Genomic DNA, 25,431 nt, shown 5'->3' with positions numbered 1-25,431 from the left:
GCGCTGATCTGCGGAGAAGCCTCACAGCTCGTACCAAGCCGGTACGTAGCCTGACGTACGCACCGGCGCGTAGCGGATGTCCACGCGCCGGTGCGGCTGTGATCCGCAGGTGCGCAAGAGGCGTTTCGGTCGCTCTCGCGGCGGAAGCCCTGTGTCTCAGTAAGCGCGCGCGACGACCGCGACGTTACCGGGTGCGTCCTGGGAGTCCGGCACCGACCCGTCGGAAGCGACCAGACACCGTACGGTCACCGCGTGCTCGGCCAGCCTGGCCTCGCCCTCTTCGCCGAGGTCGGCCCACGGGATGCGGGCCCAGCCGCCGGCACCGGTCGCCTCGACGGCCTCCTCGATCGTCGACACGTCGGACGTACGCGCCTGGCGGCGCTCCCGGGACTGGGCGAGCAGCAGCGCCTGGTCCTCCTCCAGGATCGCGGGCAGCAGTCGTACGAGGGAGTCGATCGCGACCGGCTCCTTGCCGCCCGGGATCCGGCGGGCGAGCATCGCCGTGCCGTTCTCCAGGTCACGGGGGCCGACCTCGATGCGGACCGGCACGCCCTTGAGCTCCCAGTCGACCGCGCGGCGGCCGAAGGGGGTCTCGGTGCGGTCGTCGACGTGGACGCGGACGCCCGCCGCCGTCAGCCGGTCGCCGATCTCGCGGACCTTGGCCAGAACCGGCTCGTCGCCCTTGACGGCGAGGACGACAACCTGGATCTGCGCGAGCCGCGGCGGGACGCGCAGGCCGTTGTCATCCCCGTGAGTCATCACCAGGGCGCCGATCATGCGGGTGGTGGAGCCCCAGGAGGTCTGCCAGACGAGTTCCTGCTTGCCTTCCCTCGACAGGTACCGGGTGTTGAAGGCCTTGGCGAAGTTCTGGCCGAGCTCGTGGCTGGTGACCATCTGGAGGGCCTTGCCGTCGCCCATCATGCTTTCCAGCGTGAGGGTGTTGATCGCGCCGGCGAAGCGCTCCTTGACCGTCTTGCGGCCGGCGACGAAGTCCATGGCGAGGACGTTCTCGATGAACTCCCCGTACACGTCCCGCTGGATGTGCGCGGCGAAGTCGCGCGCCTCCTCGTAGCTCGCGTGCGCGGTGTGGCCCTCCTGCCACAGGAATTCCGTCGTACGGAGGAAGAGACGGGGGCGCAGCTCCCAGCGGACCACGTTGGCCCACTGGTTGATCTTCAGGGGCAGGTCGCGGTAACTCTGCACCCACTTCGAGAAGTAGTCGTTGATGATCATCTCGGAGGTGGGGCGGACGACCGCGGGCTCCTCCAGCTCCTTGCCGCCGCCATGGGTGACCACGGCCAGCTCGGGCGCGAAGCCCTCGACGTGGTCGGCCTCCCGGGCGAAGTACGACTGGGGGATCAGCAGCGGGAAGTACGCGTTCTGGGTGCCCGTGGCCTTGATCCGGGCGTCCATCTCGGCCTGCATCCGCTCCCACAGCCCGTACCCGTACGGTCGGATGACCATGGTGCCGCGCACCGGACCGTTGTCGGCCAGCTCGGCCTTGTTGACCAGATCCTGGTACCAGCGGGGGAAGTCGTCCGCCCGGGGTGTGAGTACGGGTGCCTTTGCCATGACGGGATGTTACGGGCTCACGTTGCGCCGATGTGAATTCTTTTTCCCCCGCACAGTCAACCCACAAGCCGGGCCCCAAAACCCTGGACGAGCGGTCGAGTGCGGAGTTACCTGGCATACGGGGGGAGAGCGAGCGCACGTCACGGGGGCTACGGAAACGGGCACAGCGGCAACTCTCGGCGGATTGGGGCGCTTTGATGACACCTACGCTCGTGCGGCGGCACCCACCCCATGCGGGCGGTTCGCCCCGCGTGGATCTGTGTGCACGCGCGCGTGACTGGTCCGAGATCCAGGAGCGGATGCTGGTGCCGCTCTACGAGGCCGTCTACGAGCGACTCGAAGTGGGCCAGGGCACCCGGATGATGGGGATCGGCTGCGGTTCCGGGCTGGCCCTGCTGATGGCCGCGGCGAGAGGCGCGGCGGTCACCGGTGTCGACCACTCCTCCCCCGAACGGCTCGCCCTGGCGCGCGAGCGGCTGCTTCCGGACGCGTCGGACGCACGCGCGCGTGCGGACACCCGGCTCGTCGACGGTTCGCCCGCCGACCTCACGTCCGCGGGCGGCGCGGAGACGCCCGCGTACACCCTGGTGACGGCTTTCGAGCCGATCGGGTGTCTGGCGGGCGACTCGGAGGGGCTCGGCGGGCTGCTGCGGGCAGCGACACCGCTCGCCGAGCGCGGGGCGCCCGTGGTGCTCGCCGGCTGGGGTCCGCCGGAGCGCTGCGCCACGTCGTCCGTACTGCGGGTGGCCACCAGGCTGGCGGATCCGCTGCGCAGTGCGGGCAGTTGGCGCCCCGCCCTTCGCGACGACCTGGAGGAGGTGGCCCAGCGGGCGGGGCTGAAGCCCGACGGCTCGGGCCGGGTCGCCTGCCCCTTCGGCTACGCCGGCATGGACAGCGCGGTGCGCGGGCTGCTGTCGACGGGCCTGTTCGACGCGGCGATCGCGGCGACCGACGCGACGCAGGTCGAGAAGGAGCTGGCGGAGGCGCTGCACCCGTACCTCCGCACGGACGGGACGGTGTGGATGCCGAACGTCTTCCGGTACCTGATCGCACGCACGCCCTAGACGTCCGCGCGCACGCCCTAGACGTCGGCGTCCTTCTTGAGGCGGGTGATGCCGGCGATGTGGTACGCGTCGGCCTCCTCCAGGGTCTCGCGTTCCAGCAACGCCTCGGCGAGCGCGTCCAGCTGGCCGCGGTGGTCGACGAGCTTGCGGCAGGCCTCCTCGTAGCACTCGTCGACGATGCGGCGCATCTCGCCGTCGATGACGTCGAGGGTCTGCGGGGCGGCGGCGAGGCCGTACGCCTGCTGGGCGTCGTTCGGGAGGGCCGAGAGGCGGCCGACGCGCTCGCTCATGCCCCAGCGGGCGACCATCCCGCGCGCGATGTTGGTGACCTGTTCGAGGTCGTTCTCGGCGCCGGTGGTGATCACCCCGTAGACGACCTGCTCGGCCGCCATGCCGCCGAGCGCGCCGATGATCCGGCCGCGCAGGTACTCCTCGGTGTAGGCGTACTTGTCGGACTCCGGCGTGGAGAGGGTGACGCCGAGGGCGCGGCCGCGCGGCACGATGGTGATCTTGCGGACGGGGTCGGCGCCGGGCTGGAGCATACCGAGGAGGGCGTGGCCGCTCTCGTGGTACGCCGTCCTGCGGCGCTCCTCCTCGGGCATCACCAGGGGCCGCTCGGCGCCCAGTTGGACCTTCTCCAGGGCCTCGGAGAGGTCGGACTGGGTGACGCGCTCCTGCTTGCGCTTGACCGCGAGGAGGGCGGCCTCGTTGGCGAGGTTGGCGAGTTCCGCGCCGGTCATGCCCGGGGTCGTACGGGCCACCTGGGCGAGGTCGACGTTCTCCGCGAGGGGGATCTCGCGGGTGTGGATCCGCAGGATGGCCTCGCGGCCGCCGCGGTCCGGGGGCGAGACCTGCACGACCCGGTCGAAGCGGCCCGGGCGGGTCAGGGCCGGGTCGAGGATGTCGGCGCGGTTGGTGGCGGCGATGACGATGACGCCCTCGGAGCCGGAGAAGCCGTCCATCTCGGTGAGGATCTGGTTGAGGGTCTGCTCGCGCTCGTCGTGACCGCCCATGGAGGCGCCGCCGCCGCGGGCTCGGCCGATGGTGTCGATCTCGTCGATGAAGATGATGGAGGGGGCCACCTTGCGGGCCTCCGCGAACAGTTCACGCACGCGCGAGGCGCCGACGCCGACGATCATCTCGATGAACTCGGAGGCGGAGGCCGAGAAGAACGGCACGCCGGCCTCGCCGGCGACCGCCCGCGCGAGCAGGGTCTTGCCGGTGCCGGGCGGGCCCGCGAGCAGGACGCCCCGGGGCATCTTGGCGCCCATGCGGCGATAGGCGTCCGGGTTCTTCAGGAAGTCGACGACGTCGTTGAGCTCGCCCTCGACCTCGTCGATGCCGGCCACGTCCTCGAAGGTCGTGCGCTGCTGTCCCGGTTCCAGTTCGACCGGCTTGGGCGGCGCCTTGCGCCCGAGCATGCCGCCCGCGCCGCCGAGGCCCGAGCTCATCCGGCGCGCGATGAACACCCACACCGCGATCAGCAGCAGCATCGGCGCCAGCGAGATCAGCAGGTTGGCCAGAAAGCTGCGGTGCTGGACGACCGGCTCGGCCGTGACCGTGACGTTGTGCTTGGTCAGGTCCTCCCAGAGCTGGTCGTCCGCGAAGGACGGGCGCTGGGTGTTGAACTTGGTGTACTTGCCGCCGCCGTCCGGGTTGTCCTGCTCCTTCTTGAGCTGGCCCTGGATCGCGTCGCCCTTGGCGTAGATCTTGGTGACGTTGCCCGCGTCGACCTGCTTGCTGAACTCCGTGTAGGAGATCGTCGGCTCGTTGCCCTCGTTGAAGAACGACAGGATCAGGTTGGCGATCAGGTACACGACCAGCGCGGTCAGGATGAGGCTCCACCAGCCGCCGCGCATCTTCCGGCCGCCCGGCGGCGGCTTCGGCGGCTCCTCCGGGGTGCCCTCGGTACGCCAGGGCTGGTCGGGCGACTTGCGCGGCGGCGCGGGGTTGGTCATATCGGGACGTTACGACAACGACCAACCCCCGGCACGTGCAGAGAGTGAACTCAGCCCATGAACTTCTTGAACTCGTCCGGCAGCTCGAAGTCCTGACCGCCCTGCTGGCCCGGCAGCCCGAAGGCGCCGCCCGGCACGGCGCCGCCCTGGGCGCCGGCGGCCCTGCGCTCGGCCTCCTCCTGCTCCTGCTGCTTGCGCTTCATCGGGTTGCCCGAGCGCTGCTTGCCCTTGGCCTTCTTGGGCTGCTTCTTCGTACGACCCGGACCACCGCCCATCCCGGGCACTCCCGGCATACCGGGCATGCCGCCGCCCTGGGCCATGCGGGACATCATCTTGCGGGCCTCGAAGAACCGCTCGACGAGGTTCTTGACCGCGCTCACCTCGACGCCGGAGCCCTTGGCGATACGGGCGCGACGCGAGCCGTTGATGATGTTCGGGTCCTGGCGCTCGCCCGGGGTCATCGACTTGATGATCGCGGCGGTGCGGTCGACGTCCCGCTCGTCCAGATTGTTGATCTGGTCCTTGATCTGGCCCATGCCGGGCAGCATCCCGAGCAGCTTACTGATGCTGCCCATCTTCCTGACCTGCTCCATCTGGGCCAGGAAGTCGTCCAGGGTGAAGTCCTGGCCCTTTTTGGACGCCAGCTTGGAGGCCATCTTCTGGGCCTCTTCCTGGCTGAACGTCTTCTCCGCCTGCTCGATCAGGGTGAGCAGGTCACCCATGTCGAGGATGCGGGAGGCCATCCGGTCCGGGTGGAAGGCGTCGAAGTCCTCCAGCTTCTCACCGTTCGACGCGAACATGATCGGCTTGCCGGTGACCTGGCGGATCGACAGGGCGGCACCACCGCGGGCGTCACCGTCGAGCTTGGAGAGCACCACGCCGTCGAAGCCGACGCCGTCGCGGAAGGCCTCGGCGGTGGTGACCGCGTCCTGACCGATCATCGCGTCGACGACGAAGAGGATCTCGTCGGGCGAGACCGCGTCGCGAATGTCCGCCGCCTGCTGCATCAGCTCCTGGTCGATACCGAGCCGGCCGGCGGTGTCCACGATCACGATGTCGTGGACCTTCGACTTCGCGAACTCGATGGAGTCCTTGGCGACCTTGACCGGGTCGCCCACGCCGTTGCCCGGCTCCGGGGCGTACACGGCGACGCCGGCGCGCTCGGCGACCACGCTCAGCTGGTTCACGGCGTTCGGGCGCTGGAGGTCGGCGGCGACCAGGAGCGGCGAGTGACCCTGCTCCTTCAGCCAGTGGCCGAGCTTGCCCGCGAGGGTGGTCTTACCGGCACCCTGCAGACCCGCCAGCATGATCACGGTGGGCGGGTTCTTGGCGAAGCGCAGCCGCCGGGTCTCGCCGCCGAGGATCGTGACGAGTTCCTCGTTCACGATCTTCAGGACCTGCTGGGCCGGGTTGAGCGCGCGGGACACGTCGGCGCCGAGAGCGCGCTCCTTGACGTTCTTGATGAACGTCCGGACGACCGGCAGCGCCACGTCCGCTTCGAGCAGCGCGATACGGATCTCGCGCGCGGTGGCGTCGATGTCCGCCTCGCTCAGACGCCCCTTGCCGCGCAGATTCTTGAAGGTCGCTGAGAGGCGATCGGAGAGAGTGTCGAACACGGCGGCGTCGGTCCTCGGGAGTCGGGGGCAGGGTGAGCGTCTTCAAGGGTATCCCGGCTCGGTACGACACCGGGATCCCGCGTCCGTCATCCCCTGAGGGTCTCCTCCAGCTTGCGCGCCACGGACGCCGCCTCCTCGCCGGGCAGGGGCGCACCCTCCGGCCCGGTCACGTAGAAGGCGTCCACGGCGTTCGCGCCCAGCGTCGACACGTGCATGCTGCGCACCCGCACCTTCGCGTCGTCCAGCGCCCGCCCGATCCGGTGCAGCAGCCCCGGGGCGTCCTGCGCGCGCACCTCGATCACCGTGGCCAGCCGGGAAGCGGCCGAGGCGACCGTCACCCGCGGCGGCGGCGCCACGACACCCCGGCGGCGCGGATAGGCGGCGTCCCGCTCGGCGAGCCGACCCGCGATGTCCAGGGACCCGTCCAGGGCCCGTACGAGATCGGCGCGCAGCCGGGCGGCCTGCGGCAGTGAGCCGTACTCGGCGGCGACCCGCCAGTCAAGGAGCAGCACCGAGCCCTCGACGCCGTCCGGCAGGTCCAGGGCGCGCAGTTCGGCGGTGCGCACGGTCAGCCGGTGCACGGCGAGCACGCCGGCCACCGCGGGCAGCACGCCCGGCTGGTCCGGTACGGCGATGAGCAGCTCGACGCCGAGCGGCTCGGGGTCGCCGGAGGGCGGCTGGTCCTCGGTCGGCGGCTCGGTCTGGGCGCGCAGGGACAGCACCGGGCTGCCGGTGGCGACCGCCTCGATGGCGAGCCGCTCCTGCTCGGCGGTGGGCGCGGCGGCCTCGGGCTCCTCGGGCAGGTCCCCGGCGAGCACGGCGCCGACCCGCTTGACCAGGTCGGCGACGAGCGAGCCCCGCCAGGACGACCAGGCGGCCGGTCCGGTGGCCAGCGCGTCGGCCTCGGTCAGCGCGTGCAGCAGCTCCAGCGTGGACTGGGTCCCGACGGCCTCGGCGACCGACCGGACCGTCGCCGGGTCCTCCAGGTCACGCCGGGTGGCCGTGTCGATGAGCAGCAGATGGTGACGTACGAGAGTCGCGAGTACGGCGACGTCCTCGCGGTCGAAGCCGATGCGGGCGGCGACGTCCTTGGCGATGATCTCGCCGGCCACCGAGTGGTCGCCGGGCCAGCCCTTGCCGATGTCGTGCAGCAGCGCCGCGACCAGGAGCAGGTCGGGGCGGTGGACGCGGCGGGTGAACTCGGAGGCGCGGACGGCCGTCTCGATGAGGTGGCGGTCGACGGTCCAGATGTGCACGGCGTTGCGCTGCGGCCGGCAGCGCACCCGCTCCCAGTCGGGCAGCAGCTGGGTGATCAGGCCCTCCGCCTCCAGCGCCTCCCACACCTCGATGGTGGGGTGGCCGGAGCCGAGCAGGGTGACCAGCTGTTCGCGGGCCTCGGCGGGCCAGGGCGTGGGCAGGGGGCGCGCGATGGACGCCATGCGCCGTACGGCGTGCAGGGAGAGCGGGAGGCCGGCCTGGGCGGCGGCGGCCGCGGCGCGCAGCGGCAGCACCGGGTCGCGCTCGGGGCGCGCGGTGCGGGCGAGCACCACCTCGCCGTCGTGCTCGACCACGCCCTCCGCCAGGGGCGACCGTTCGGCGACGGGCTTGCCGCCGCCGAGCATGGCGCGCAGCCGCGGCCGTACGGCGCGCGACCTGAGCACGCGCCCCACCTCGCGCCAGGTGACGTCACTGGCGTACGAGATGACTCGCGCCGACTCGTACACCTGGCGCAGCAGCGTGTCCGCGTCCAGCAGGCCGAGCTCGGCGGCGACCTGGTCCTGCTCCTGGAGCGCCAGCCGGTCGGTCGCGCGGCCCGTGGCGAGGTGCAGGGCGTCGCGGACGTCGAGGAGGCGGCGCCGGGCGTCGTCGAGGCCCTCGCGCGGGGCGTCGGCCAGCCAGGAGGCGGCGACGGCGCGCAGGGCGGTGGCGTCGCGCAGGCCGCCGCGGGCCTCCTTGAGGTCGGGTTCGAGGAGGAACTGCAACTCGCCCTGGCGCTCGGCGCGTTCGGAGCACAGCTCCTGGAGTTCGGGGAGGCGTTTGGGCGCCTGGTTGCGCCAGTCGGCGAGGACCGCGGTGCGCAGTCCGGCGGTCAGGCCCAGGTCACCGGCGATGTGGCGGGCGTCCAGGAGGCCGAGCTGGACCTTCAGGTCCTCGGCGGCGGTCTTGCGTGCCTCCCCCGGGGTGCGCACGGAGTGGTCGAGGGCGAGGCCGAGGTCCCACACGGGGTACCAGATGCGGTCGGCGAGCGCGGCCACCGCCTTGGCGTCGCCGCCGTCGTGCAGGAGCAGCAGGTCCAGGTCGCTGCGCGGGGACAGCTCACCGCGGCCGTAGCCGCCGACGGCGACCAGGGAGACCCCGCGCAGTCCTTCGGCACCGGCCCCGAAGAGGCCGGTCAGCCAGTCGTCGGTGAGCTCCGACAGGGCCGCACGGCGCGGCGGCCCGGACTGCACCCCCTCGGTGAGGAGACGCAGCCGGGCCGCCGCATAGCCGCTGGGTCCCGAGTCCTCTGCTTCGCTGTGCACTTCAGTACTCGACACCCAGCAGCTCCTGTTCTTCTTCTGTCAGAGCGCGTCGGGGCCGCGCTCGCCGGTCCGTACCCGGACGGCCGTCTCGACCGGCAGGGACCAGACCTTGCCGTCACCGATCTTGCCGGTACGGGCCGCCTTGACGATGACGTCGATCAGCTGCTCGGCGTCGTCGTCCTCGGCCAGCACCTCGATCCGGATCTTGGGGACCAGGTCGACGGTGTACTCGGCGCCGCGGTAGACCTCGGTGTGGCCCCGCTGACGACCGTAGCCGCTCGCCTCGGTGACCGTCAGGCCGTGGACTCCGAAGGCCTGGAGGGCTTCCTTGATCTCGTCGAGCCGGTGGGGCTTGACGACGGCGGTGATGAGCTTCATGCGTCCACCTTCTTGGACTCGGCCGCGGCAGCCACGGCGACCTTGGCGGAGCCGCCACCGGCACCGCTGAAGTCGTATGCGGTCTCGGCGTGCTCGGCCTGGTCGATACCGGAGACCTCTTCGTCCTCGGTGACCCGCATTCCGATGGTCTTGTCGAGGAGGAAGGCGAGCACCGCGGAGGCGACCAGGGAGTAGCCGAGGACCGCGCCGACACCGGCGAACTGCTTCCACAGCTGGGTGAAGGAGTGGTCGCCGTAGAAGACGCCGGTCGCGGTGGACTGGCCCTTGCCGGTGGCGAAGAAGCCGATGAGCAGGGAGCCGGCGATACCGCCGACCATGTGGACGCCGACGACGTCGAGTGAGTCGTCGTAGCCGAACTTGTACTTCAGGCCGACGGCCGCGGCGCAGGCGACACCGGCGATGACACCGACCGCGATCGCGCCGAGCGGGGAGACCGCACCACCGGACGGGGTGATCGCGACCAGACCGGCGACCGCGCCGGAGGCGGCGCCCAGCGTGGTGAACGCGCCGTGGCGGATCTTCTCGTAGGCGAGCCAGGCCAGCATGGCGGCGGCGGTGGCGACCTGCGTGTTGACGAACATCAGCGCGCCGACGCCGTCGTCGTTGCCCAGCCACGAACCGGCGTTGAAGCCGAACCAGCCGAACCACAGGAGACCGGCGCCGAGCATGACCAGCGGGAGGCTGTGCGGGCGCATCGGGTCCTTCTTGAAGCCGACGCGCTTGCCGATGACCAGGATGACGCCGAGGGCGCCGGCACCGGCGTTGATGTGGACCGCCGTACCACCGGCGAAGTCGATCACACCGAGCTTGAAGGCCCAGCCGTCGGCGCCCCAGACCCAGTGGGCGACCGGGACGTAGACGACCGTCAGCCACAGGGCCACGAAGAGCGACCAGGCCGAGAACTTGACGCGGTCCGCGATGGCGCCGCTTATCAGGGCCGGCGTGATGACCGCGAACATCATCTGGAAGACCATGAAGACGAAGATCGGGATCGTGTAGCCGTCCCAGAGCTCCGTCAGGCCGACGTTGCTCATGCCCAGCCAGTCGGAGTTGAAGCCGATGAAGCCGTTGCTGGAGCCGAAGGCCAGGGAGAAGCCGTAGAGCACCCACAGGATGGTGACGATCCCGATGCTGACGAAGCTCATCATCAGCATGTTCAGGGTGCTCTTGACGCGGACCATGCCTCCGTAGAAGAAGGCCAGGCCCGGGGTCATGAGCAGCACCAGGGCGGAACAGATGAGCATGAAGCCCGTGTTGGCGGCAGACAGCTTGGGAGCTTCTGCGGCGAGCGTGATGGCTGGGGCCATCGGCGTCTCCTCGTCATTGGTACGGCCCCGTGCGGGCGAAGCCTGAAGCGGGCATGAGGGGTGGGCCGGTTATGCGCCAAGAGATTGGCGCAGCGCGGTTTCGGTGGAAGCCCCTCGTTGTTTCGCCGCAGTGACGAAGGCGCCTCGTGTGTTACGCCTCGATGAACTGCTGGATCCCGGCAGCGTCGATCGTTATCGTGGCGCAACCTTCCGGGACGGAAAGGATCCGGCCGCGACGGGCCTTCCGATGACCTGGCACGGGGGAGCCGAGTCGGGCGGTTCGGGAAGGCCGGCCGCGGCCGGGGTTCAAGGGATACGGCGGTTTCTCAGACCGCCTCGGCGGTCTCCGGCAGCTCGACGGAGAGCTTCTCGGTGAGGTCGACGACCTCGGCGAGGTCCCCGAAGTCGCGCACCGCCGTGTCGACGGTCTTTCGAATACGAGTGTTCACCCGCTCGGAGCGGACCTTCTTGGCGATGTGCATGGCCTGTTCGGCCAGCACCGTGCTCTGCTCGGGCTCGCGCTGGAGCAGGTGGACCGTGGCCATCCCGATGAGGTTCAGTGCGTACGACCGCTGGTGCTCGGCGTCCTTGGCGAACAGGTCTACGGCCCGCTCCATGACGGGCTGGGCCAGGGATGCGTAGGTCGGGCTGCGCCCCGCGACATAGGCGAGGTCGCGGTAGGAGTGGCTGTTCTCGCCGTGCAGCTCGGCCTCGGAGAAGAAGCGGATCCAGTCCGGGTCCGGCTCGTCCCACTCCTCGACGTCGGCGAAGGTGTCCTCGGCCATCCGGACGGCCCGCTTGCACTTTCCGGGCTGGCCCATGTTGGCGTAGGCGCGGGCCTCCATCGCATACAGCATCGACTGGGTGCGCGGGCTCGCGCAGTCCCGGCTGCCGTACTGCGCGAGGTGGATCAGCTCCAGCGCGTCGTCGGGCCGGCCGAGGTGGATCATCTGGCGGCTCATGCTGGACAGCACGTACGAGCCGAGGGGCTTGTCGCCGGCCTCCTTGGCCGCGTGCAGGGCGAGGACGAAGTACTTCTGGGCGGTCGGCTGGAGCCCCACGTCGTACGACATCCAGCCGGCCAGCTCGGCCAGCTCGGCGGCGACCTTGAACAGCTTGCGGGTGGTGGACTCGGGCTGGGGTTCCTGGAGTAGGTCGGTCACCTCGTGCAGCTGGCCGACGACCGCCTTGCGGCGCAGGCCGCCGCCGCACTGGGCGTCCCACTGGCGGAACATCACCGTGGTCGACTCCAGGAGGTCCAGCTCGGGCTTGGAGAGCCGGCCGGCGCGGCGGCTCGCGCCGACGGGCTCGGGCTCCGGCTGGGCGGCCTGGGCCGTGGGCACCAGCCAGCGCTGCATCGGCTCGATGAGGGACGGGCCCGCGGACAGGACCAGCGAGGTCCCGAGGAAGCCGCGCCGCGCCAGCATCAGGTCGCTGCGCGAGAACTCGCTGAGCAGGGCCACCGTCTGCGGGCCCGTCCAGGGCAGGTCGACGCCGGACACGGAGGGTGACTGGCGTGCCGCGCGCAGGCCGAGGTCCTCGACGGAGACCACGCAGCCGAAGCGCTCGGAGAACAGCTCGGACAGGATCCTGGGGATGGGCTCGCGGGGGTTCTCGCCGTCCAGCCAGCGGCGCACCCGGGAGGTGTCGGTGGAGATGTGGTTGGCGCCCAACTGGCGTGCCCGGCGGTTGACTTGGCGGGCGAGTTCGCCCTTCGACCAGCCGCTGCGCACGAACCAGGACGTGAGCAGTTCGTTCGGGCGCTTGTCCGTGCTGGTCGCGGTCGTCCCGCTTCCGCCGTTGCCGCTCACTGGAACGCCCCCATCCCTGAGACCACTTGTCGCCGAGTGCGCCAAGCCCTATCAGAATGCCGGTAAATAGGTCCGCCCGTCCGGTAGTTCTCACCCTTCGAACGGAAACCCGAGTTGCCTCCGGCATACCCACGAGTGCATGTGCCCCCAGGACTCGTGCACTCAAAGTAATCCTACGATCACCCGTCCAGCCATGGCGATCCCGGAAACGCCACCATTCGCCACCCCTTCGAATGAACTGACGGTCGCCCGCACGCGATTCACTTGACATAGGACGACCGGGTGCGGGCGGAGCGATGCACTCAGGGGCGCGCGTCGCCCAGCTCACCACCCGGGGTACTTCAGAGCGCCGCCTGGACCACGCGGGGCCGGGAAGTCGGGAACACAGCGTCACGTTCCGCATCCGCGTCGTAACCACCGACGCGTCGGACCCGTTGGAGGGGGCATGGGCTTCACGATCGGCGGCATCCGGGAGATCCGCTCCGGCACGCGCAGGCGCGGCGGCCGCTCCTCCGAGTGCACCGCCGTCGCCGAGTTCACCGGCCTCTGGGGCTGGGACGTGGTGGCCGGGGCACGGGCCGCCGGAGGCGCCTGTTCCTGCGGCCGGACGGATTGTGGTGAACCGGGGGCGCATCCACTGGAGTTCGCGCCCCAGGTGCAGGCCGGCGCCACCCTCGACGAAGTGACCAAGACCTGGAGCGAGTTCCCCGGCGCGTCGGTCATGCTCGCGGTGGGCCGCGCGTTCGACGTCATCGAGGTCGCCGAGCCGGCCGGCCGCCGCGCCCTGGTCCGCCTGGAGCGCATGGGCCTCCCGGTCGGCCCGGTCACCGCCACCCCCGAGGGCCGCGCCCACTTCTTCGTCGCCCCCGGCGCCGCCGCCGAGCTCTCCGAGCTCCTCTACCGCATGGGCTGGGACGACCCGACCTCCCTCGACCTGCGCGGCCTGGGTCCGGGCACGTTCATCACGGCCCCGCCGTCCGACCGGGGCGGCCTCGGCCCCGTCCGCTGGCTGCGCCAGCCCGCCCTGGACTCGGCGACGAAGCCACCGGCGGCCCGGCTCCTGCTGGGGACGCTGGCGTATGTGGCACACCGGTCGCGCGCATAGCCGTACACGACGAAGCGCCCGTTCCCAACTGCACCTTGGGGGCGGGCGCTTCCTGCGCGTGTACGACCGTGTGGACGACGTGTCTCACTCGCCGATAAGCGCATCCACGAACGCCTCCGGCTCGAACGGTGCCAGATCGTCCGCGCCCTCACCCAGACCCACCAGCTTGACCGGCACGCCCAGCTCGCGCTGGACCGCGACCACGATGCCGCCCTTGGCCGTGCCGTCCAGCTTGGTGAGCACGATGCCGGTGATGTCGACGACCTCGGCGAAGACGCGGGCCTGCACCAGGCCGTTCTGCCCGGTCGTGGCGTCCAGGACGAGCAGGACCTCGTCCAGCGGGGCGTGCTTCTCGACGACGCGCTTGACCTTGCCGAGCTCGTCCATGAGCCCGGTCTTGGTGTGCAGGCGCCCGGCGGTGTCGATGAGGACGACGTCCGACCCCATCTCCTTGCCCTCCTTCACCGCGTCGAAGGCGACGGAGGCGGGGTCGCCGCCCTCGGGCCCGCGCACGGTGTGGGCGCCGACCCGCTCGCCCCAGGTCTGCAGCTGGTCGGCGGCGGCGGCCCGGAAGGTGTCGGCGGCGCCCAGCACGACGCTGTTGCCGTCGGCCACCAGGACCCGGGCGAGCTTGCCGGTGGTGGTGGTCTTGCCGGTGCCGTTGACCCCGACGACCATCACGATGCCGGGCTTGCGGTCCTCGGGCTCGGTCCGCACGGTGCGGTCGAGGTCGGTGCCGACCAGCTTGAGGAGTTCCTCGCGCAGCAGGCCGCGCAGTTCCTCGGGGGTGCGGGTGCCGAGCACCTTCACGCGTGCGCGCAGCCCCTCGACCAGCTCCTGGGTGGGGGCCACGCCGACGTCGGCGGTGAGCAGCGTGTCCTCGATCTCCTCCCAGGTGTCGTCGTCGAGGTGCTCGCGGGACAGGAGCGTGAGCAGCCCCTTGCCGAGCGCGTTCTGCGAGCGGGAGAGGCGGGCACGCAGGCGCACGAGCCGGCCGGCGGTCGGCTCGGGGACCTCGATCTCGGGGACTTCGAGGGACGGGGGCTCCTCGACGGTGACCGGGGCCGAGCCGTCCGGAAGATCCACCTCCTCTATCGTCCGGCGCGGTTCGTCGCGCGGCGTCTCGGCCTCGTCGCCGATGTGCGGTTCGGCCGGAGGGGCGGTGATGTCGGGGGCGGCGGGGGGCGGCGGGGGCAGCGACTTCTTGCGTCGGCTGCCGACGACGAGCCCACCGAGCGCACCGAGCACGACCACGGCGATGACTACAGCAAGGATGACGGTTTCCATAACCCGTCCAGTATCAGTCATGGAGTCCTACGACACCCCTCTGGATGTCTGACACACCGTCAGCTAACGTCCCCCTCCACATCCGCCCGGCGAAGGGGACCCCCATGCCCGTCACGGTCGTACGTTTCAATCTCGTCGAACCCGGCGCCACCCCCGCCTCCCTCAGCGCTCGCTACCGGGCCGCCCTGGAGATGGCCGCGTACGCCGACGAGCACGGGATCACCACCGTGCAGACCGAGGAGCACCACGGCGTCGACAACAACTGGCTCCCCTCCCCCTTCGCCTTCGCGGCGGCCGTCTTCGGGGCCACCCGCCGGATCGCGGTCACCGTCGGGGCGATCATCGGCCCGCTGCACGACCCGCTCCGGCTGGCCGAGGAGATCGCGGTACTCGACCTGCTGAGCGGGGGCCGCCTGGTGACGGTCGCCGGGATCGGCTACCGGCCCGAGGAGTACGCCCACTTCGACGTGGAGTGGAAGCGGCGCGGCAAGCTCCAGGACGAGCTGCTGGAGACGCTCCTGAAGGCCTGGTCCGGCGAGGAGTTCGAGTACCGGGGCCGTACGGTACGGGTCACCCCGCGCCCCTTCACCGAGCCGCACCCCCTGCTGCTGGTCGGCGGCTCCTCGAAGGCCGCCGCCCGCCGGGCCGCCCGCCTGGGCCTGCCCTTCTTCCCCAGCGCCCACCTCCCCGAGCTGGAGGCCTACTACAAGGAACGGCTCGTGGAGTACGGCACCGAGGGCTGGACCATGATGCCGACCGCCGAGACCCCGCTGCTGCACCTCGCCGAGGATCCGGACCGGGCCTGGGCCGAGCACGGCGAGCACTTCCTGCACGAGGCACGGACGTACGCCTCCTGGCAGTCCGGTGACATCACCTCGGCGGTGCGGTCGGCGGCCACGACCGTGGACGAGCTGCGCGCCGAGGGCGTCTACCGGATCCTCACGCCGGACGAGTGCGTGGCCCAGGGCCTCGACAACCTCGTACTGCATCCGCTGGCCGGCGGGATGCCGGTGGAGGAGGGCTGGCGGAGCCTGCGGCTGTTCTGCGACGACGTACTGCCCCGGCTCGGGGGGTGAGCCGGGGCAGTACGCCTTGGGGATACGGGGAGAGGGGCAGCGGGGACTTGGCCCTTCTCCCCGGGTTCGGGTGGGCGGTCAGCCCATCTCCTCCAGGGCCTTGCCCTTCGTCTCCTTCACGAACTTCAGGACGAAGGGGATGGAGAGCGCGGCGAAGACCGTGTAGATCACGTAGGTCGCGGAGAGGTTCCAGTCGGACAGGGACGGGAAGCTCGCGGTGATCGCCCAGTTGGCGATCCACTGCGCGGAGGCGGCCACGCCCAGGGCGGCGGCGCGGATCTTGTTCGGGAACATCTCGCCGAGCATGACCCAGACGACCACACCCCAGGACAGGGCGAAGAAGAGCACGAAGACATGGGCGGCGATCAGCGCGGTCCAGCCCTGCGCGGCCGGCAGCTTGCCGTCGACCAGGTCGTACGAGAACGCCCAGGCCTCCAGCGCGAGACCGATCACCATGCCGACCGAGCCGATCAGGGCCAGCGGCTTACGGCCGATGCGGTCCACGAAGATCATGGCGATCACGGTGCCGACGATGTTGATGATCGACGTCGTGAAGGAGTAGAAGAACGAGTCCGTCGGGTCGACGCCGACCGACTGCCACAGGGTCGAGGAGTAGTAGAACGCGACGTTGATGCCGACGAACTGCTGGAAGACCGAGAGGCCGATGCCGACCCAGACGATCGGCTTGAAGAAGAAGGAGCCGCCGAGCAGGTCCTTGAACGTGGACTTGTGCTCGCTCTTCATGGCGTGCTCGATCTCGGTGACCCGGGCGTCGAGGTCGACGCTCTTGCCCTCGACCTCTTCGAGGATCTCGCGGGCGCGCTCGTGCTTGCCGACGGAGATCAGGAACCGCGGGGACTCGGGGATGGCGAAGGAGAGCAGGCCGTAGAGGACGGCCGGGATCACCATGACGCCGAGCATGACCTGCCAGGCCTCGAGGCCCATCAGCTTGCCGCGCTGGTCGCCGCCGGCCGCGTTGAGCAGACCCCAGTTGACCAGCTGCGAGATGGCGATGCCGACCACGATCGCGGCCTGCTGGAAGGAACCGAGCCGCCCGCGGTACGCCGGCGGGGCGACCTCGGCGATGTAGGCGGGGCCGATCACGGAGGCCATGCCGATGGCGAAGCCGCCGACGACCCGCCAGAAGGCGAGGTCCCAGAGGGCGAAGGGGAGCGCCGAGCCGACGGCGCTGATGGTGAACAGCACGGCGGAGATCTGCATGCAGCGGATACGGCCGATGCGGTCGGCTATCCGGCCGGCGGTCGCGGCGCCGATGGCACAGCCGATCAGGGCGATGGCGATGACCTGCGCGAGGGCCGCGGAGCCGATGTCGTACCGGCCTCGGATGGCTTCGACGGCGCCGTTGATCACGGAGCTGTCGTAGCCGAAGAGGAAACCGCCCATCGCGGCCGCCGCCGCGATGAAGATGACGTGCCCGAGATGATCGGGATGAGCCGGCCTGGCTCCTGACTTCTGTGCCTGCGCTGTGCTGGTCACGTTCAACTCCTCGGGCCACCGGCAACGCTGCCGGGTGGGGGACCCTTCCAGGTAGGTGGTACCTGAAGGTAAAAGCAACGTTGCCGAGACTATGCCTTCAAGTTTCGAAGTCAAGAGGGTCTGGCTGTGACTTTTCAGCGCAGGAGTAACGGGAATGTGTTCAACTCTTGAAGAGAACGTTGGAAGAGACGGTCTTGAGGCGACAGCTCAGCGGAGTCGTTGGCTGATGACCTTCGAGACGCCGTCGCCCTGCATGGAGACGCCGTACAGCGCGTCGGCGACCTCCATGGTCCGCTTCTGATGCGTGATCACGATCAGCTGCGAGGCCTCCTGCAGCTCCTGCATGATCCGGATCAGCCGCTGCAGGTTGGTGTCGTCGAGCGCCGCCTCGACCTCGTCCATGACATAGAACGGGCTCGGGCGAGCCTTGAAGATCGACACCAGCAACGCTACGGCCGTGAGTGAGCGCTCGCCACCGGAGAGCAGGCTGAGCCGCTTGACCTTCTTGCCCGGCGGCCGGGCCTCGACGTCGACGCCCGTGGTGAGCATGTTGTCCGGGTCGGTCAGGATGAGCCGCCCGTCGCCGCCCGGGAAGAGCCGGCTGAAGACGCCCTCGAACTCGCGGGCCGTGTCCCGGTAGGCCTCGGTGAAGACCTGCTCGACCCGCTCGTCGACCTCCTTGACGACCTGGAGCAGGTCGGCGCGGGTCTTCTTCAGGTCCTCCAGCTGCTCGCTGAGGAACTTGTGGCGTTCCTCCAGCGCGGCGAACTCCTCCAGCGCCAGGGGGTTGACCTTGCCGAGCTGCTGGTAGGCCCGCTCGGCCGCCTTGAGCCGCCGCTCCTGTTCGGCCCGGTGGAAGGGCCTGGGCTGGTTGCGCGGGTGCTCCGGGTCCTCGGGCAGCTCCTCGCCCTCGGCGGGCGGGGACGGCGGTACGGGCTGGTGCGGGCCGTACTCCTCGACGAGCCCGGCGGGCTCCACGCCCAGCTCCTCCAGCGCCTTGGTCTCCAGCTGCTCGATCCGCATGCGCTTCTCGGCGCCGAGCACCTCGCCGCGGTGCACCGAGTCGGTGAGCTTGTCGAGCTCGGACTTGAGGTCGCGGCCGGTGTTGCGGGCGGCGGTGAGTTCCTGCTCCCGGTGGGCCTTGGCGGCCTCGGCCGCGGCCCGCTCCGCCTCGGCGCGGGCGAGGGAGACCTCGACGTGGGCGAGCAGCTGGCGGGCGCCGGAGGCGACGGCCTCGGCGACGGCCGCCTCGTGGCGCAGCCGGGCGCGGCGCTGCTCGGCACGCGCGCGTGCGTCGCGCTCCGCTCGGGCGGCGCGGTCGAGGGAGTCGGCGCGGCCGGCCAGGCCCTTGACGCGTTCCTCGTGCGTACGGACCTGGAGGCGGGCCTCCATCTCGGTCTGGCGGGCGTTGGCGCCGTCTGCCGCGAGGCGGTCGCGGACGGAGGTGTCGGGTTCCTCCTCCACCGGCATCTCCTCGGCCACGGCGAGGCGTTCGGCGAGTTCCTCCACCTCTTGGAGGGCCTTGTCGAGGGACTCCTGTGCGCGGGTCGCTGCCGCGGCTGAACGGTCTGCCTCGCCCGCAGCGCCCTTGGCCTGGCCGGCCAGCCTGCCGAGCTGCTGGGCCACGGCGGACTTCTCGCGGTCTGCTGCCCGGCGGCGGTCGGCCAGCTCCTCGACGAGGGTGGCGCACTGCTTACGGCGGTCCGCTGCCGCGTGTTGGGCCTCGGTGAGTTCCTCGCAGCGGATCGCGAGCTCTTCCAGCTCGGCTGCGGCTTCGTCCACGGAGGCCTGTACTTCGAGGAGGCTGGGGGCGCCTGCGGAGCCGCCGTGGGCGAAGTGGGCGGCGAGTAGGTCGCCTTCGGAGGTCACGGCGGTGAGGTGGGGGTTTGCGTAGACCAGTTCTTCGGCGTCTTCGAGGGTGGCGACGACGACGATGCCGTGGAGGAGGCGGCGGATGGCGGGCATGAGGTCGGAGGGGGCGCGGACGAGATCTGCCGCGTGCTGATGTGTGGCGTCTGCGGGTTCGTCGTGGCTGGTCGCGCAGTTCCCCGCGCCCCTTGGGTGCGCTGCAGTGGCCGCGTCTTCAGGGGCGCCAGCCAGCAACAGCGACGCCCGTCCGCCGTCCTGCTTCCTCAGCAGTCGGATGGCGTCGGCCGCAGCCGACGGAGAAGTGACCGCCAGCGCGTCCGCCGCTGCTCCGAAAGCCGCCGCCAACGCCACCTCGTAGCCCGGCGTGATCGTCAGCAGTTCCGCCGCCGGGCCCAGCAAGCCGCTCAGGCGGTCCTTCGCGCCCAGCAGCGCGCCCGTGCCGTCCTTCCTTCGCAGCCCCAGGGCCAGGGCCTCGTGGCGGGCCTGGGTTGCCGCGCGGCTGCGTTCCGCCGTTGTCGCCGCCTCCCGGGCCGCCGACAGGGTCGCCTCCGCCTCCTTCAGCTGCTGCTTGGCCGCCTCGTGCTGGTCGGCGAGGGTCTCGTCGCCCGCGTCGAGGGCGTCCACCTCGGCCTTGAGGGCCTCGTACTCCTCCTGGGCAGCGACGGCACGTTCCTGCGCCTCGTCGCGGGCCGCCGCCAGGCGGTCGATCTCGGCCTGGGCGGAGGCCGCGCGGGAGCGGGCCGCGTTCACCTGGCCGTTGAGGCGGGCCAGGCCCTCGCGGCGGTCGGCGATGGCTCGGGCCACGTCCTTCAGCCGGCGTTCTTCCTGGGTGAGTTCGCGCTCCAGCTCGGCGCGGTGGGCGACCGTGTCCTCCAGGGCTCGCTCGGCGGCTTCCAGGGCCGCTTCGAGCTCGGCCTCCTGCTCGCGGATGCGGGCGGCCTCGCGCTCCATGTCCTCGGGGTCGCGGCCCCGGCGCTCCTCGGGCGGTACGGAGGTCGCGCTCTTCACGCGTGCGTCGGCGAGGGAGATGGTGCCCCGGACGCGTTCGGCGAGCTGGGAGAGCTCGTACCAGGTCTGCTGGGCGCGCTGGAGGCGCGGGGTGAGCTGCCGAACCTCGTCCTCCAGGAGTGCCTCGCGCTGCAGGGCCTTCTTCAGGTCCTGCTCGGCGGTCTCCTTGCGCTCCTTGAGGGCGGCCTCGTCCGCGATCTCGGTCTGCAGTGCCTGGCGCAGTCGTACGAGATCGTCGGCGAGCAGGCGGAGGCGGGAGTCGCGGAGGTCGGCCTGGATGACGGCCGCCCTGCGGGCCACGGCGGCCTGGCGGCCCAGGGGCTTGAGCTGGCGGCGGAGTTCGTCGGTGAGGTCCTGCACGCGCGCGAGGTTGGCCTGCATCGCGTCCAGCTTGCGCAGGGCCTTCTCCTTGCGCTTGCGGTGCTTGAGTACGCCCGCTGCTTCCTCGATGAAGGCCCTGCGGCCCATCGGGTCGGCGTGCAGGACGGAGTCCAGCTGGCCCTGGCCGACGATGACGTGCATCTCGCGGCCGATGCCGGAGTCGGAGAGGAGTTCCTGGATGTCCAGGAGGCGGCAGGTGTCGCCGTTGATCTGGTACTCGCTGCCGCCGTTGCGGAACATGATCCGCGTGATGGTGACCTCGGCGTACTCGATCGGGAGGGCGCCGTCGGAGTTGTCGATGGTCAGGGACACCTCGGCGCGGCCCAGCGGCGGGCGGCCGGTGGTGCCGGCGAAGATGACGTCCTCCATCTTGCCGCCGCGCAACGACTTGGCGCCCTGCTCGCCCATGACCCAGGAGAGGGCGTCGACGACATTGGACTTGCCCGAGCCGTTCGGCCCCACGACACACGTGATGCCCGGCTCGAACCGGAGCGTGGTCGCCGAGGCGAACGACTTGAACCCGCGGAGGGTCAGGGCCTTGAGGTGCACGCCGCTGGACTCTACCTCCCGGGGGTGTCTCACTCCATGAACCCGCGGTTTCACCCATGAACGTGCAGGGCACACCAGACGTTAAAGAGAGTGAAAGAGTGCGCGGGGGCAAGGAAGACGGGGGCAAGAAAGAAGGGACGCCGAAGCGTCCCTTGCAAACTCTGACAACTTAGCGGTTGACACGGGCAGCCCAACCACTGCTGTCGTTGTTCGATGCAGTGATCAGGTGAGCGCAGGCTCCGCCTGGTGTGCGTCGATGCTCTCCATAAGCGAGTCGTGAGAAGCGGCAGCCGTCAGCGCGTCGTTCTCCGCCTGGATCCGTACGAGCTCGGATTCCAGGTCCTGGACGCGCTGCTGGAGCCGTCGCATCTCGGCGAGGAGTCGCGGGTCGGAGCCGCCGACGTAACCGAGAAGCGCCTTTGCCATGATGGATGGTCCTCCACACTGAGTGACCGACCGAAGCGGTGTGGGTCGTGAGGGAATCGCACCCGCGGTGCTTGGCACTGTTGAGTTTGTGCTGCCGTTCATCCATGCCAAACAGCTAAGGTGCGCGGGGCTTTCAGCGTCTCACCAAAAAGTTTGACGGTCAACACGATCACGCCCTGTATTGGCGGGCAACCGGGGGCTGCGCGGCCTGAAACGGCGGCGCTGCGGCTCCTGCGGGGCCCTCAGGGCGTGACGATCATTCTTAGGTGCGGAGCCTGCCAGAGCCGGGGGTTCTTGGCAACCACCAGGCTCTTTCCGCTCGGGGCAACTGCCGGTGGCAGGTCCCGCCGCTTGTACCTGGTCCGCTTTACAGAAACCGCTCAGCGGATGGCGAAGCCGTCGTAACCCCCACGAGGTGTGTCCCAGATCTCGGTGACACCCTCCACGCGGCCGGGCGTGTCGTCGCTCTGAAGCCAGTCCAGAAGACCTTCACACCGCTCCCGCGGGCCCTCCGCAACCACCTGGACCCGGCCGTCCCCCAAATTGAGAGCAAAACCACTAAGGCTCCCCAGCTCCAGCGCCTTGGCACGCGTGAACCAGCGGAAACCCACACCTTGGACACGTCCCCGCACCCAGGCGACCAGTCGCACATCCTCGCTCATGGGTGCAACCTAACCGGCCAATGTCTCTCGGGGCACTCCTTCCTCTGGCGCCATGCGGTACCGTCCCCACCCAATGAATCTCATATGAAACTCACTCGAAGGAGTGAGTCGCGTCACTCGCAGGATCTTCACGACGCGGGTTGACCGCATGGACGAGGAAGGCAAGGACATGGGACGCCACCGACGCTCCGCCGCCGGCCGCGCCGCCACGGGCCGCGCCACGGGGGTCACAGGAACGGACGGCTCGTACACGAGCGGCTACGACCCCCGGTACCACTCGCCCAGCTACGACTACAGCTACGACCCGCCGGAGGCGTTCGCCGGCGGCGGGAACAGCACCCTGGGCACCGCTCCGTACCTGAACACCGACGAGCTCACGCGGACGTCCGCGGAGCACGAGCGGGCCTCGGCGCGCAGTGCCGCGTACCTGTTCGCCACGGAGGACGACTACGCGACCGTCTTCCCGGAGCACGGGCTCTCTTCCGACAAGGGCCGGCGCGGTGGTTCGCGCCGCCGTAAGAAGAAGGTCGTCACGCCGGTGAAGACCGGGCTGCTCGGGGTCTCGGCGGCGGTCGCCATCGGCACGGTCGCGGTCGCCACGGGCGCGGTCCCGGGCCTGGAGAACTACAAGCTCGGCGGTGGCGGCAACGACAAGGTGCGGGCCGCGAGCACGCCGACCAACTCGGCGGCCGAGCAGGGCGGCACCTCCGGCAGCGTCGACGGCCGCGACCAGGGCTCCTCCACGAGCCGCGACTCGGACCGTACGGCCTCGCCCTCGCCGAGCGTGTCCGCGTCGGCCGCGCCGACGACCGAGGCGCCGACGAAGAAGCCGAAGGCGACACCCAGCAAGAAGCCGAAGACGACGCCCTCCCAGAAGGAGACCAAGCCGCCGAAGGAGACCACCGCCCCGGTGACGGTCTCCGTGGAGGCCGCCGCCGAGGCGGAGGTGCTCAAGCTGGTGAACGAGGAGCGGGCCAAGGTCGGGTGCAGCCCGGTCGCCGCCAACAGCGCGCTGTCGGACCTCGCGGAGCAGTTCAGCGACGCGATGGCCGCGGACGGCTTCTTCGACCACACCGACCCCAGCGGGGCGACCCCGTGGGACCGGGCGGCGAAGCTCGGCATCACCAACCTGGGCGGCGAGAACATCGCCCGGGGCCAGGCCACCGCGGCCGCGGTGATGGAGGCCTGGATGAACAGCGAGGGCCACCGCGCGAACATCCTGAACTGCGACTTCAAGACCCTCGGCGTCGGCGTGCACTTCGGCACGGGCGGCCCTTGGTGGACGCAGGACTTCGGCTACTAGTCCCGTACCGGTCCCGGGCCTCGGGCAGGACGGTCCCCGTTGCGACGGTCAGGCGGCGCGGCCCTGCAGGAACACCCGCGCCGTCCGAGTCACCCGGCGGCCGAGGTGCTCCGCCGTCTTGATGTCCGCCTTGTGCACGGCGTCCGGGCCCTCGTCGACGTTGGTCTGGGCGGCCGCGCCGGCGAAGACGCCGAGGCGGTTGAGGTCGTGCTCGGAGCCCTCGCTGTTGTTCCAGCCGGGGTGCAGGCCGAGGTTGACCCAGTGCATGCCGTGCTGCGCGGCGAGGATCTGGAAGAACTGCAGGGTGTGCAGCTTGTCGCCGCTCTTGGAGCCGGAATTGGTGAAGCCGGCGGCCAGCTTGTCCTTCCAGTCCTGGCCGAACCAGCGCTTCGAGGACGCCTCGGCGAAGACGTGGAAGGCGCCGGAGGCGGTGCCCATGTAGGTCGGCGAGCCGAAGACCACGGCGTCGGAGCGGTCCAGCAGTGCCCACTGGTCCTCGGTGATCTCGTCGACCTTGATCAGATGCACCTCGGCACCCGCCTCGGCGGCGCCGTTCCGGACGGCCTCCGCGAGGACGGCGGTGTGGCCGTAGCCGGAGTGGTAGGCGATGGAGACAACAGGGGTGGTCACGATGGGTACTCCTGGAATGAGCAGGTCGCTGACAATGAGAAAAGGAAAGCACTAACTTATGATTAGTGCAACCTATCGGTTAGCGCTGCCTTCGAGTACGCTTGTGGTATGGACATCACGCAGGAGCGCCCCGAGGTGCAGGACCTCCCGTACAACGTGTTCGCCAAGGCCTGTCCCTCGCGCGGCACCCTGGAGCACGTCACGGGACGCTGGGGCGCGCTGACGCTCGGCGCCCTGCACGAGGGCTCGCTGCGCTTCAACGAGCTGCGCCGCCGCGTCGACGGCGTGAGCGAGAAGATGCTGTCCCAGACGCTGCACGCGCTGGAGCGCGACGGCCTGGTGCACCGCGAGGCCCAGCCGACCAACCCGCCCCGCGTGGACTACGAACTGACCCCGCTCGGGCATGAGGTCGCCGAGCGGCTGCTCGGACTCATCCACCTGCTGGAGGGCCGCATGGACGACGTCCTCGCCGCCCGGGAGCGTTACGACGGGACGCGCGGCGCCCTCTGACACTTCGGGCAGAAGTAGCTGGAGCGGTTCATCCAGGGACGCCGGCGCATCGGCGTACCGCACCGCTTGCACGGCAGCCCCTCGCGGCCGTACGCGTCCAGTGACCGGTCGAAGTACCCCGACTCGCCGTTCACGTTGACGTACAGGCTGTCGAAGCTGGTGCCGCCGACGGCCAGCGCGGCGTTCATCACATCCCTTACGTGGCCCAGGAGTTCGGCCGTGCGCGGGCGGGTGAAGCCGGCCGTGGGGCGCTCGTAGTGGACGCGGGCGCGCCAAAGGGCCTCGTCCGCGTAGATGTTGCCGACGCCGCTGATCAACGACTGGTCCAGCAGGGCCCGTTTGATGGTCGTGCGCTTGCGGCGCAGGGCCTGGTGGAAGGCCTCGTCGTCGAACAGCGGGTCGAGGGGGTCGCGGGCGATGTGCGCGATGACGTCGGGCAGGCCCTCGGGGGTGTTGTCGTGCAACGACAGTCCGCCGAAGGTGCGTTGGTCGACGAAGCGGAGTTCGGTGGCGAGGTCGTCGGCGAAGCGGACGCGGATGCGCAGGTGCTTCTCGTCGGGCGCCGTGTTCGGCTGGACGAGCAGCTGGCCGCTCATGCCGAGGTGCGCCAGGACCGACTGGTGGGTGTCCTCCAGGGGCAGCCACAGGTACTTGCCACGACGGCTGGGCACGCCGACGCGGTGTCCCTTGAGGCGGTGCGCGAAGTCGTCGGCGCCCGCGATGTGGCGGCGCACGGCACGCGGGTGCAGCACCTCGGCGTCGGCGACGACACGGTGGGCGACCCACCGTTCCAGGCCACGCCTGACGACCTCGACCTCGGGCAACTCGGGCATCACGACCCCCGTACCGAACCACTGTTGATGAACCGAGCGCCCGCCC

Annotated in this window: 19 protein-coding genes; 5 read left to right on the top strand and 14 right to left on the bottom strand. The window is 70.4% G+C overall.

What is annotated here, in order from left to right; genetic code table 11:
* Window positions 1-156 precede the first annotated feature (156 nt).
* Window positions 157-1,572 carry a proline--tRNA ligase gene (gene proS / locus MQP27_RS42430; protein ID WP_242775617.1) on the bottom strand — a complete coding sequence of 472 codons (1,416 nt, stop codon included), beginning with the start codon at window positions 1,570-1,572 and terminating at the stop codon, window positions 157-159.
* 197 nt (window positions 1,573-1,769) lie between these two features.
* Here proS and MQP27_RS42425 point away from each other — a divergent pair, with 197 nt between their 5' ends.
* Window positions 1,770-2,636 (top strand): class I SAM-dependent methyltransferase, encoded by an 867-nt coding sequence (locus tag MQP27_RS42425; RefSeq protein ID WP_242775616.1) that lies wholly within the window; start codon window positions 1,770-1,772, stop codon window positions 2,634-2,636.
* 17 nt (window positions 2,637-2,653) lie between these two features.
* Here MQP27_RS42425 and ftsH read toward each other — a convergent pair whose 3' ends face one another.
* From ftsH to nsdA, 6 genes are all read right to left on the bottom strand, one after another.
* Window positions 2,654-4,594 carry an ATP-dependent zinc metalloprotease FtsH gene (ftsH, locus tag MQP27_RS42420; protein ID WP_242775615.1) on the bottom strand — a complete coding sequence of 647 codons (1,941 nt, stop codon included), beginning with the start codon at window positions 4,592-4,594 and terminating at the stop codon, window positions 2,654-2,656.
* A gap of 50 nt (window positions 4,595-4,644) precedes the next feature.
* Window positions 4,645-6,210, bottom strand: coding sequence for a signal recognition particle protein (gene ffh / locus MQP27_RS42415; protein WP_242775614.1), 1,566 nt, complete (start codon window positions 6,208-6,210; stop codon window positions 4,645-4,647).
* An 86-nt stretch (window positions 6,211-6,296) separates the two neighbouring features.
* On the bottom strand, window positions 6,297-8,747 hold the full coding sequence (locus MQP27_RS42410) for a [protein-PII] uridylyltransferase (protein ID WP_242775613.1): 2,451 nt from the start codon (window positions 8,745-8,747) through the stop codon (window positions 6,297-6,299).
* 24 nt (window positions 8,748-8,771) lie between these two features.
* Window positions 8,772-9,110, bottom strand: a complete 339-nt coding sequence (locus MQP27_RS42405) for a P-II family nitrogen regulator (protein WP_003997576.1) — start codon at window positions 9,108-9,110, stop codon at window positions 8,772-8,774.
* Window positions 9,107-10,438 carry an ammonium transporter gene (locus tag MQP27_RS42400; RefSeq protein WP_242775612.1) on the bottom strand — a complete coding sequence of 444 codons (1,332 nt, stop codon included), beginning with the start codon at window positions 10,436-10,438 and terminating at the stop codon, window positions 9,107-9,109. The genes MQP27_RS42405 and MQP27_RS42400 overlap by 4 nt, the downstream gene beginning before the upstream one ends.
* A 326-nt stretch (window positions 10,439-10,764) precedes the next feature.
* Window positions 10,765-12,249 (bottom strand): transcriptional repressor NsdA, encoded by a 1,485-nt coding sequence (gene nsdA, locus MQP27_RS42395; RefSeq protein ID WP_242775610.1) that lies wholly within the window; start codon window positions 12,247-12,249, stop codon window positions 10,765-10,767.
* Window positions 12,250-12,694: 445 nt separating this feature from the next.
* Here nsdA and MQP27_RS42390 point away from each other — a divergent pair, with 445 nt between their 5' ends.
* Window positions 12,695-13,354 (top strand): bifunctional DNA primase/polymerase, encoded by a 660-nt coding sequence (locus MQP27_RS42390; RefSeq protein ID WP_242775608.1) that lies wholly within the window; start codon window positions 12,695-12,697, stop codon window positions 13,352-13,354.
* Window positions 13,355-13,438: 84 nt separating this feature from the next.
* Here the strand turns inward: MQP27_RS42390 and ftsY are convergent, their stop codons facing one another.
* Window positions 13,439-14,641 (bottom strand): signal recognition particle-docking protein FtsY, encoded by a 1,203-nt coding sequence (gene ftsY / locus MQP27_RS42385; RefSeq protein WP_242775606.1) that lies wholly within the window; start codon window positions 14,639-14,641, stop codon window positions 13,439-13,441.
* Between the two features lie 104 nt (window positions 14,642-14,745).
* Here ftsY and MQP27_RS42380 point away from each other — a divergent pair, with 104 nt between their 5' ends.
* Window positions 14,746-15,717 carry an LLM class flavin-dependent oxidoreductase gene (locus MQP27_RS42380; protein ID WP_242775604.1) on the top strand — a complete coding sequence of 324 codons (972 nt, stop codon included), beginning with the start codon at window positions 14,746-14,748 and terminating at the stop codon, window positions 15,715-15,717.
* 78 nt (window positions 15,718-15,795) lie between these two features.
* On the opposite strand, the gene MQP27_RS42375 is transcribed toward MQP27_RS42380, so the two are convergent.
* The 4 genes from MQP27_RS42375 to MQP27_RS42360 form a co-directional block, all read right to left on the bottom strand.
* A complete protein-coding gene (locus MQP27_RS42375; RefSeq protein WP_242775602.1) occupies window positions 15,796-17,214 on the bottom strand; it encodes a sugar porter family MFS transporter in 1,419 nt (472 codons plus the stop codon).
* 207 nt (window positions 17,215-17,421) lie between these two features.
* Window positions 17,422-21,021 carry a chromosome segregation protein SMC gene (gene smc, locus MQP27_RS42370; protein ID WP_242775600.1) on the bottom strand — a complete coding sequence of 1,200 codons (3,600 nt, stop codon included), beginning with the start codon at window positions 21,019-21,021 and terminating at the stop codon, window positions 17,422-17,424.
* Window positions 21,022-21,243: 222 nt separating this feature from the next.
* Window positions 21,244-21,447: a hypothetical protein gene (locus MQP27_RS42365; protein ID WP_009327638.1), complete on the bottom strand. Its 204-nt coding sequence runs from the start codon at window positions 21,445-21,447 to the stop codon at window positions 21,244-21,246.
* A gap of 380 nt (window positions 21,448-21,827) precedes the next feature.
* Window positions 21,828-22,109: an acylphosphatase gene (locus tag MQP27_RS42360; protein WP_242775599.1), complete on the bottom strand. Its 282-nt coding sequence runs from the start codon at window positions 22,107-22,109 to the stop codon at window positions 21,828-21,830.
* A 169-nt stretch (window positions 22,110-22,278) separates the two neighbouring features.
* On the opposite strand from MQP27_RS42360, the gene MQP27_RS42355 reads away from it, so the two are divergent.
* Window positions 22,279-23,412 carry a CAP domain-containing protein gene (locus MQP27_RS42355; protein ID WP_242775598.1) on the top strand — a complete coding sequence of 378 codons (1,134 nt, stop codon included), beginning with the start codon at window positions 22,279-22,281 and terminating at the stop codon, window positions 23,410-23,412.
* A 48-nt stretch (window positions 23,413-23,460) separates the two neighbouring features.
* On the opposite strand, the gene MQP27_RS42350 is transcribed toward MQP27_RS42355, so the two are convergent.
* Complete coding sequence (locus MQP27_RS42350) at window positions 23,461-24,042, bottom strand: flavodoxin family protein (RefSeq protein WP_242775597.1); 582 nt, start codon at window positions 24,040-24,042, stop codon at window positions 23,461-23,463.
* Between the two features lie 108 nt (window positions 24,043-24,150).
* On the opposite strand from MQP27_RS42350, the gene MQP27_RS42345 reads away from it, so the two are divergent.
* A complete protein-coding gene (locus MQP27_RS42345) occupies window positions 24,151-24,552 on the top strand; it encodes a winged helix-turn-helix transcriptional regulator (RefSeq protein WP_242775596.1) in 402 nt (133 codons plus the stop codon).
* Here MQP27_RS42345 and mutM read toward each other — a convergent pair.
* Entirely contained in the window at window positions 24,525-25,385 is an 861-nt protein-coding gene (mutM, locus tag MQP27_RS42340; RefSeq protein WP_242775595.1) for a bifunctional DNA-formamidopyrimidine glycosylase/DNA-(apurinic or apyrimidinic site) lyase, read from the bottom strand. The genes MQP27_RS42345 and mutM overlap by 28 nt on opposite strands.
* Window positions 25,386-25,431 lie beyond the last annotated feature (46 nt).

Source organism: Streptomyces cylindrosporus, assembly GCF_022698165.1.
GTDB classification, from domain to species: Bacteria; Actinomycetota; Actinomycetes; order Streptomycetales; family Streptomycetaceae; genus Streptomyces; species Streptomyces cylindrosporus.
The sequence above is the reverse complement of the archived record's forward strand: the minus strand, read 5'-3'. Positions and strand labels throughout refer to the sequence as shown.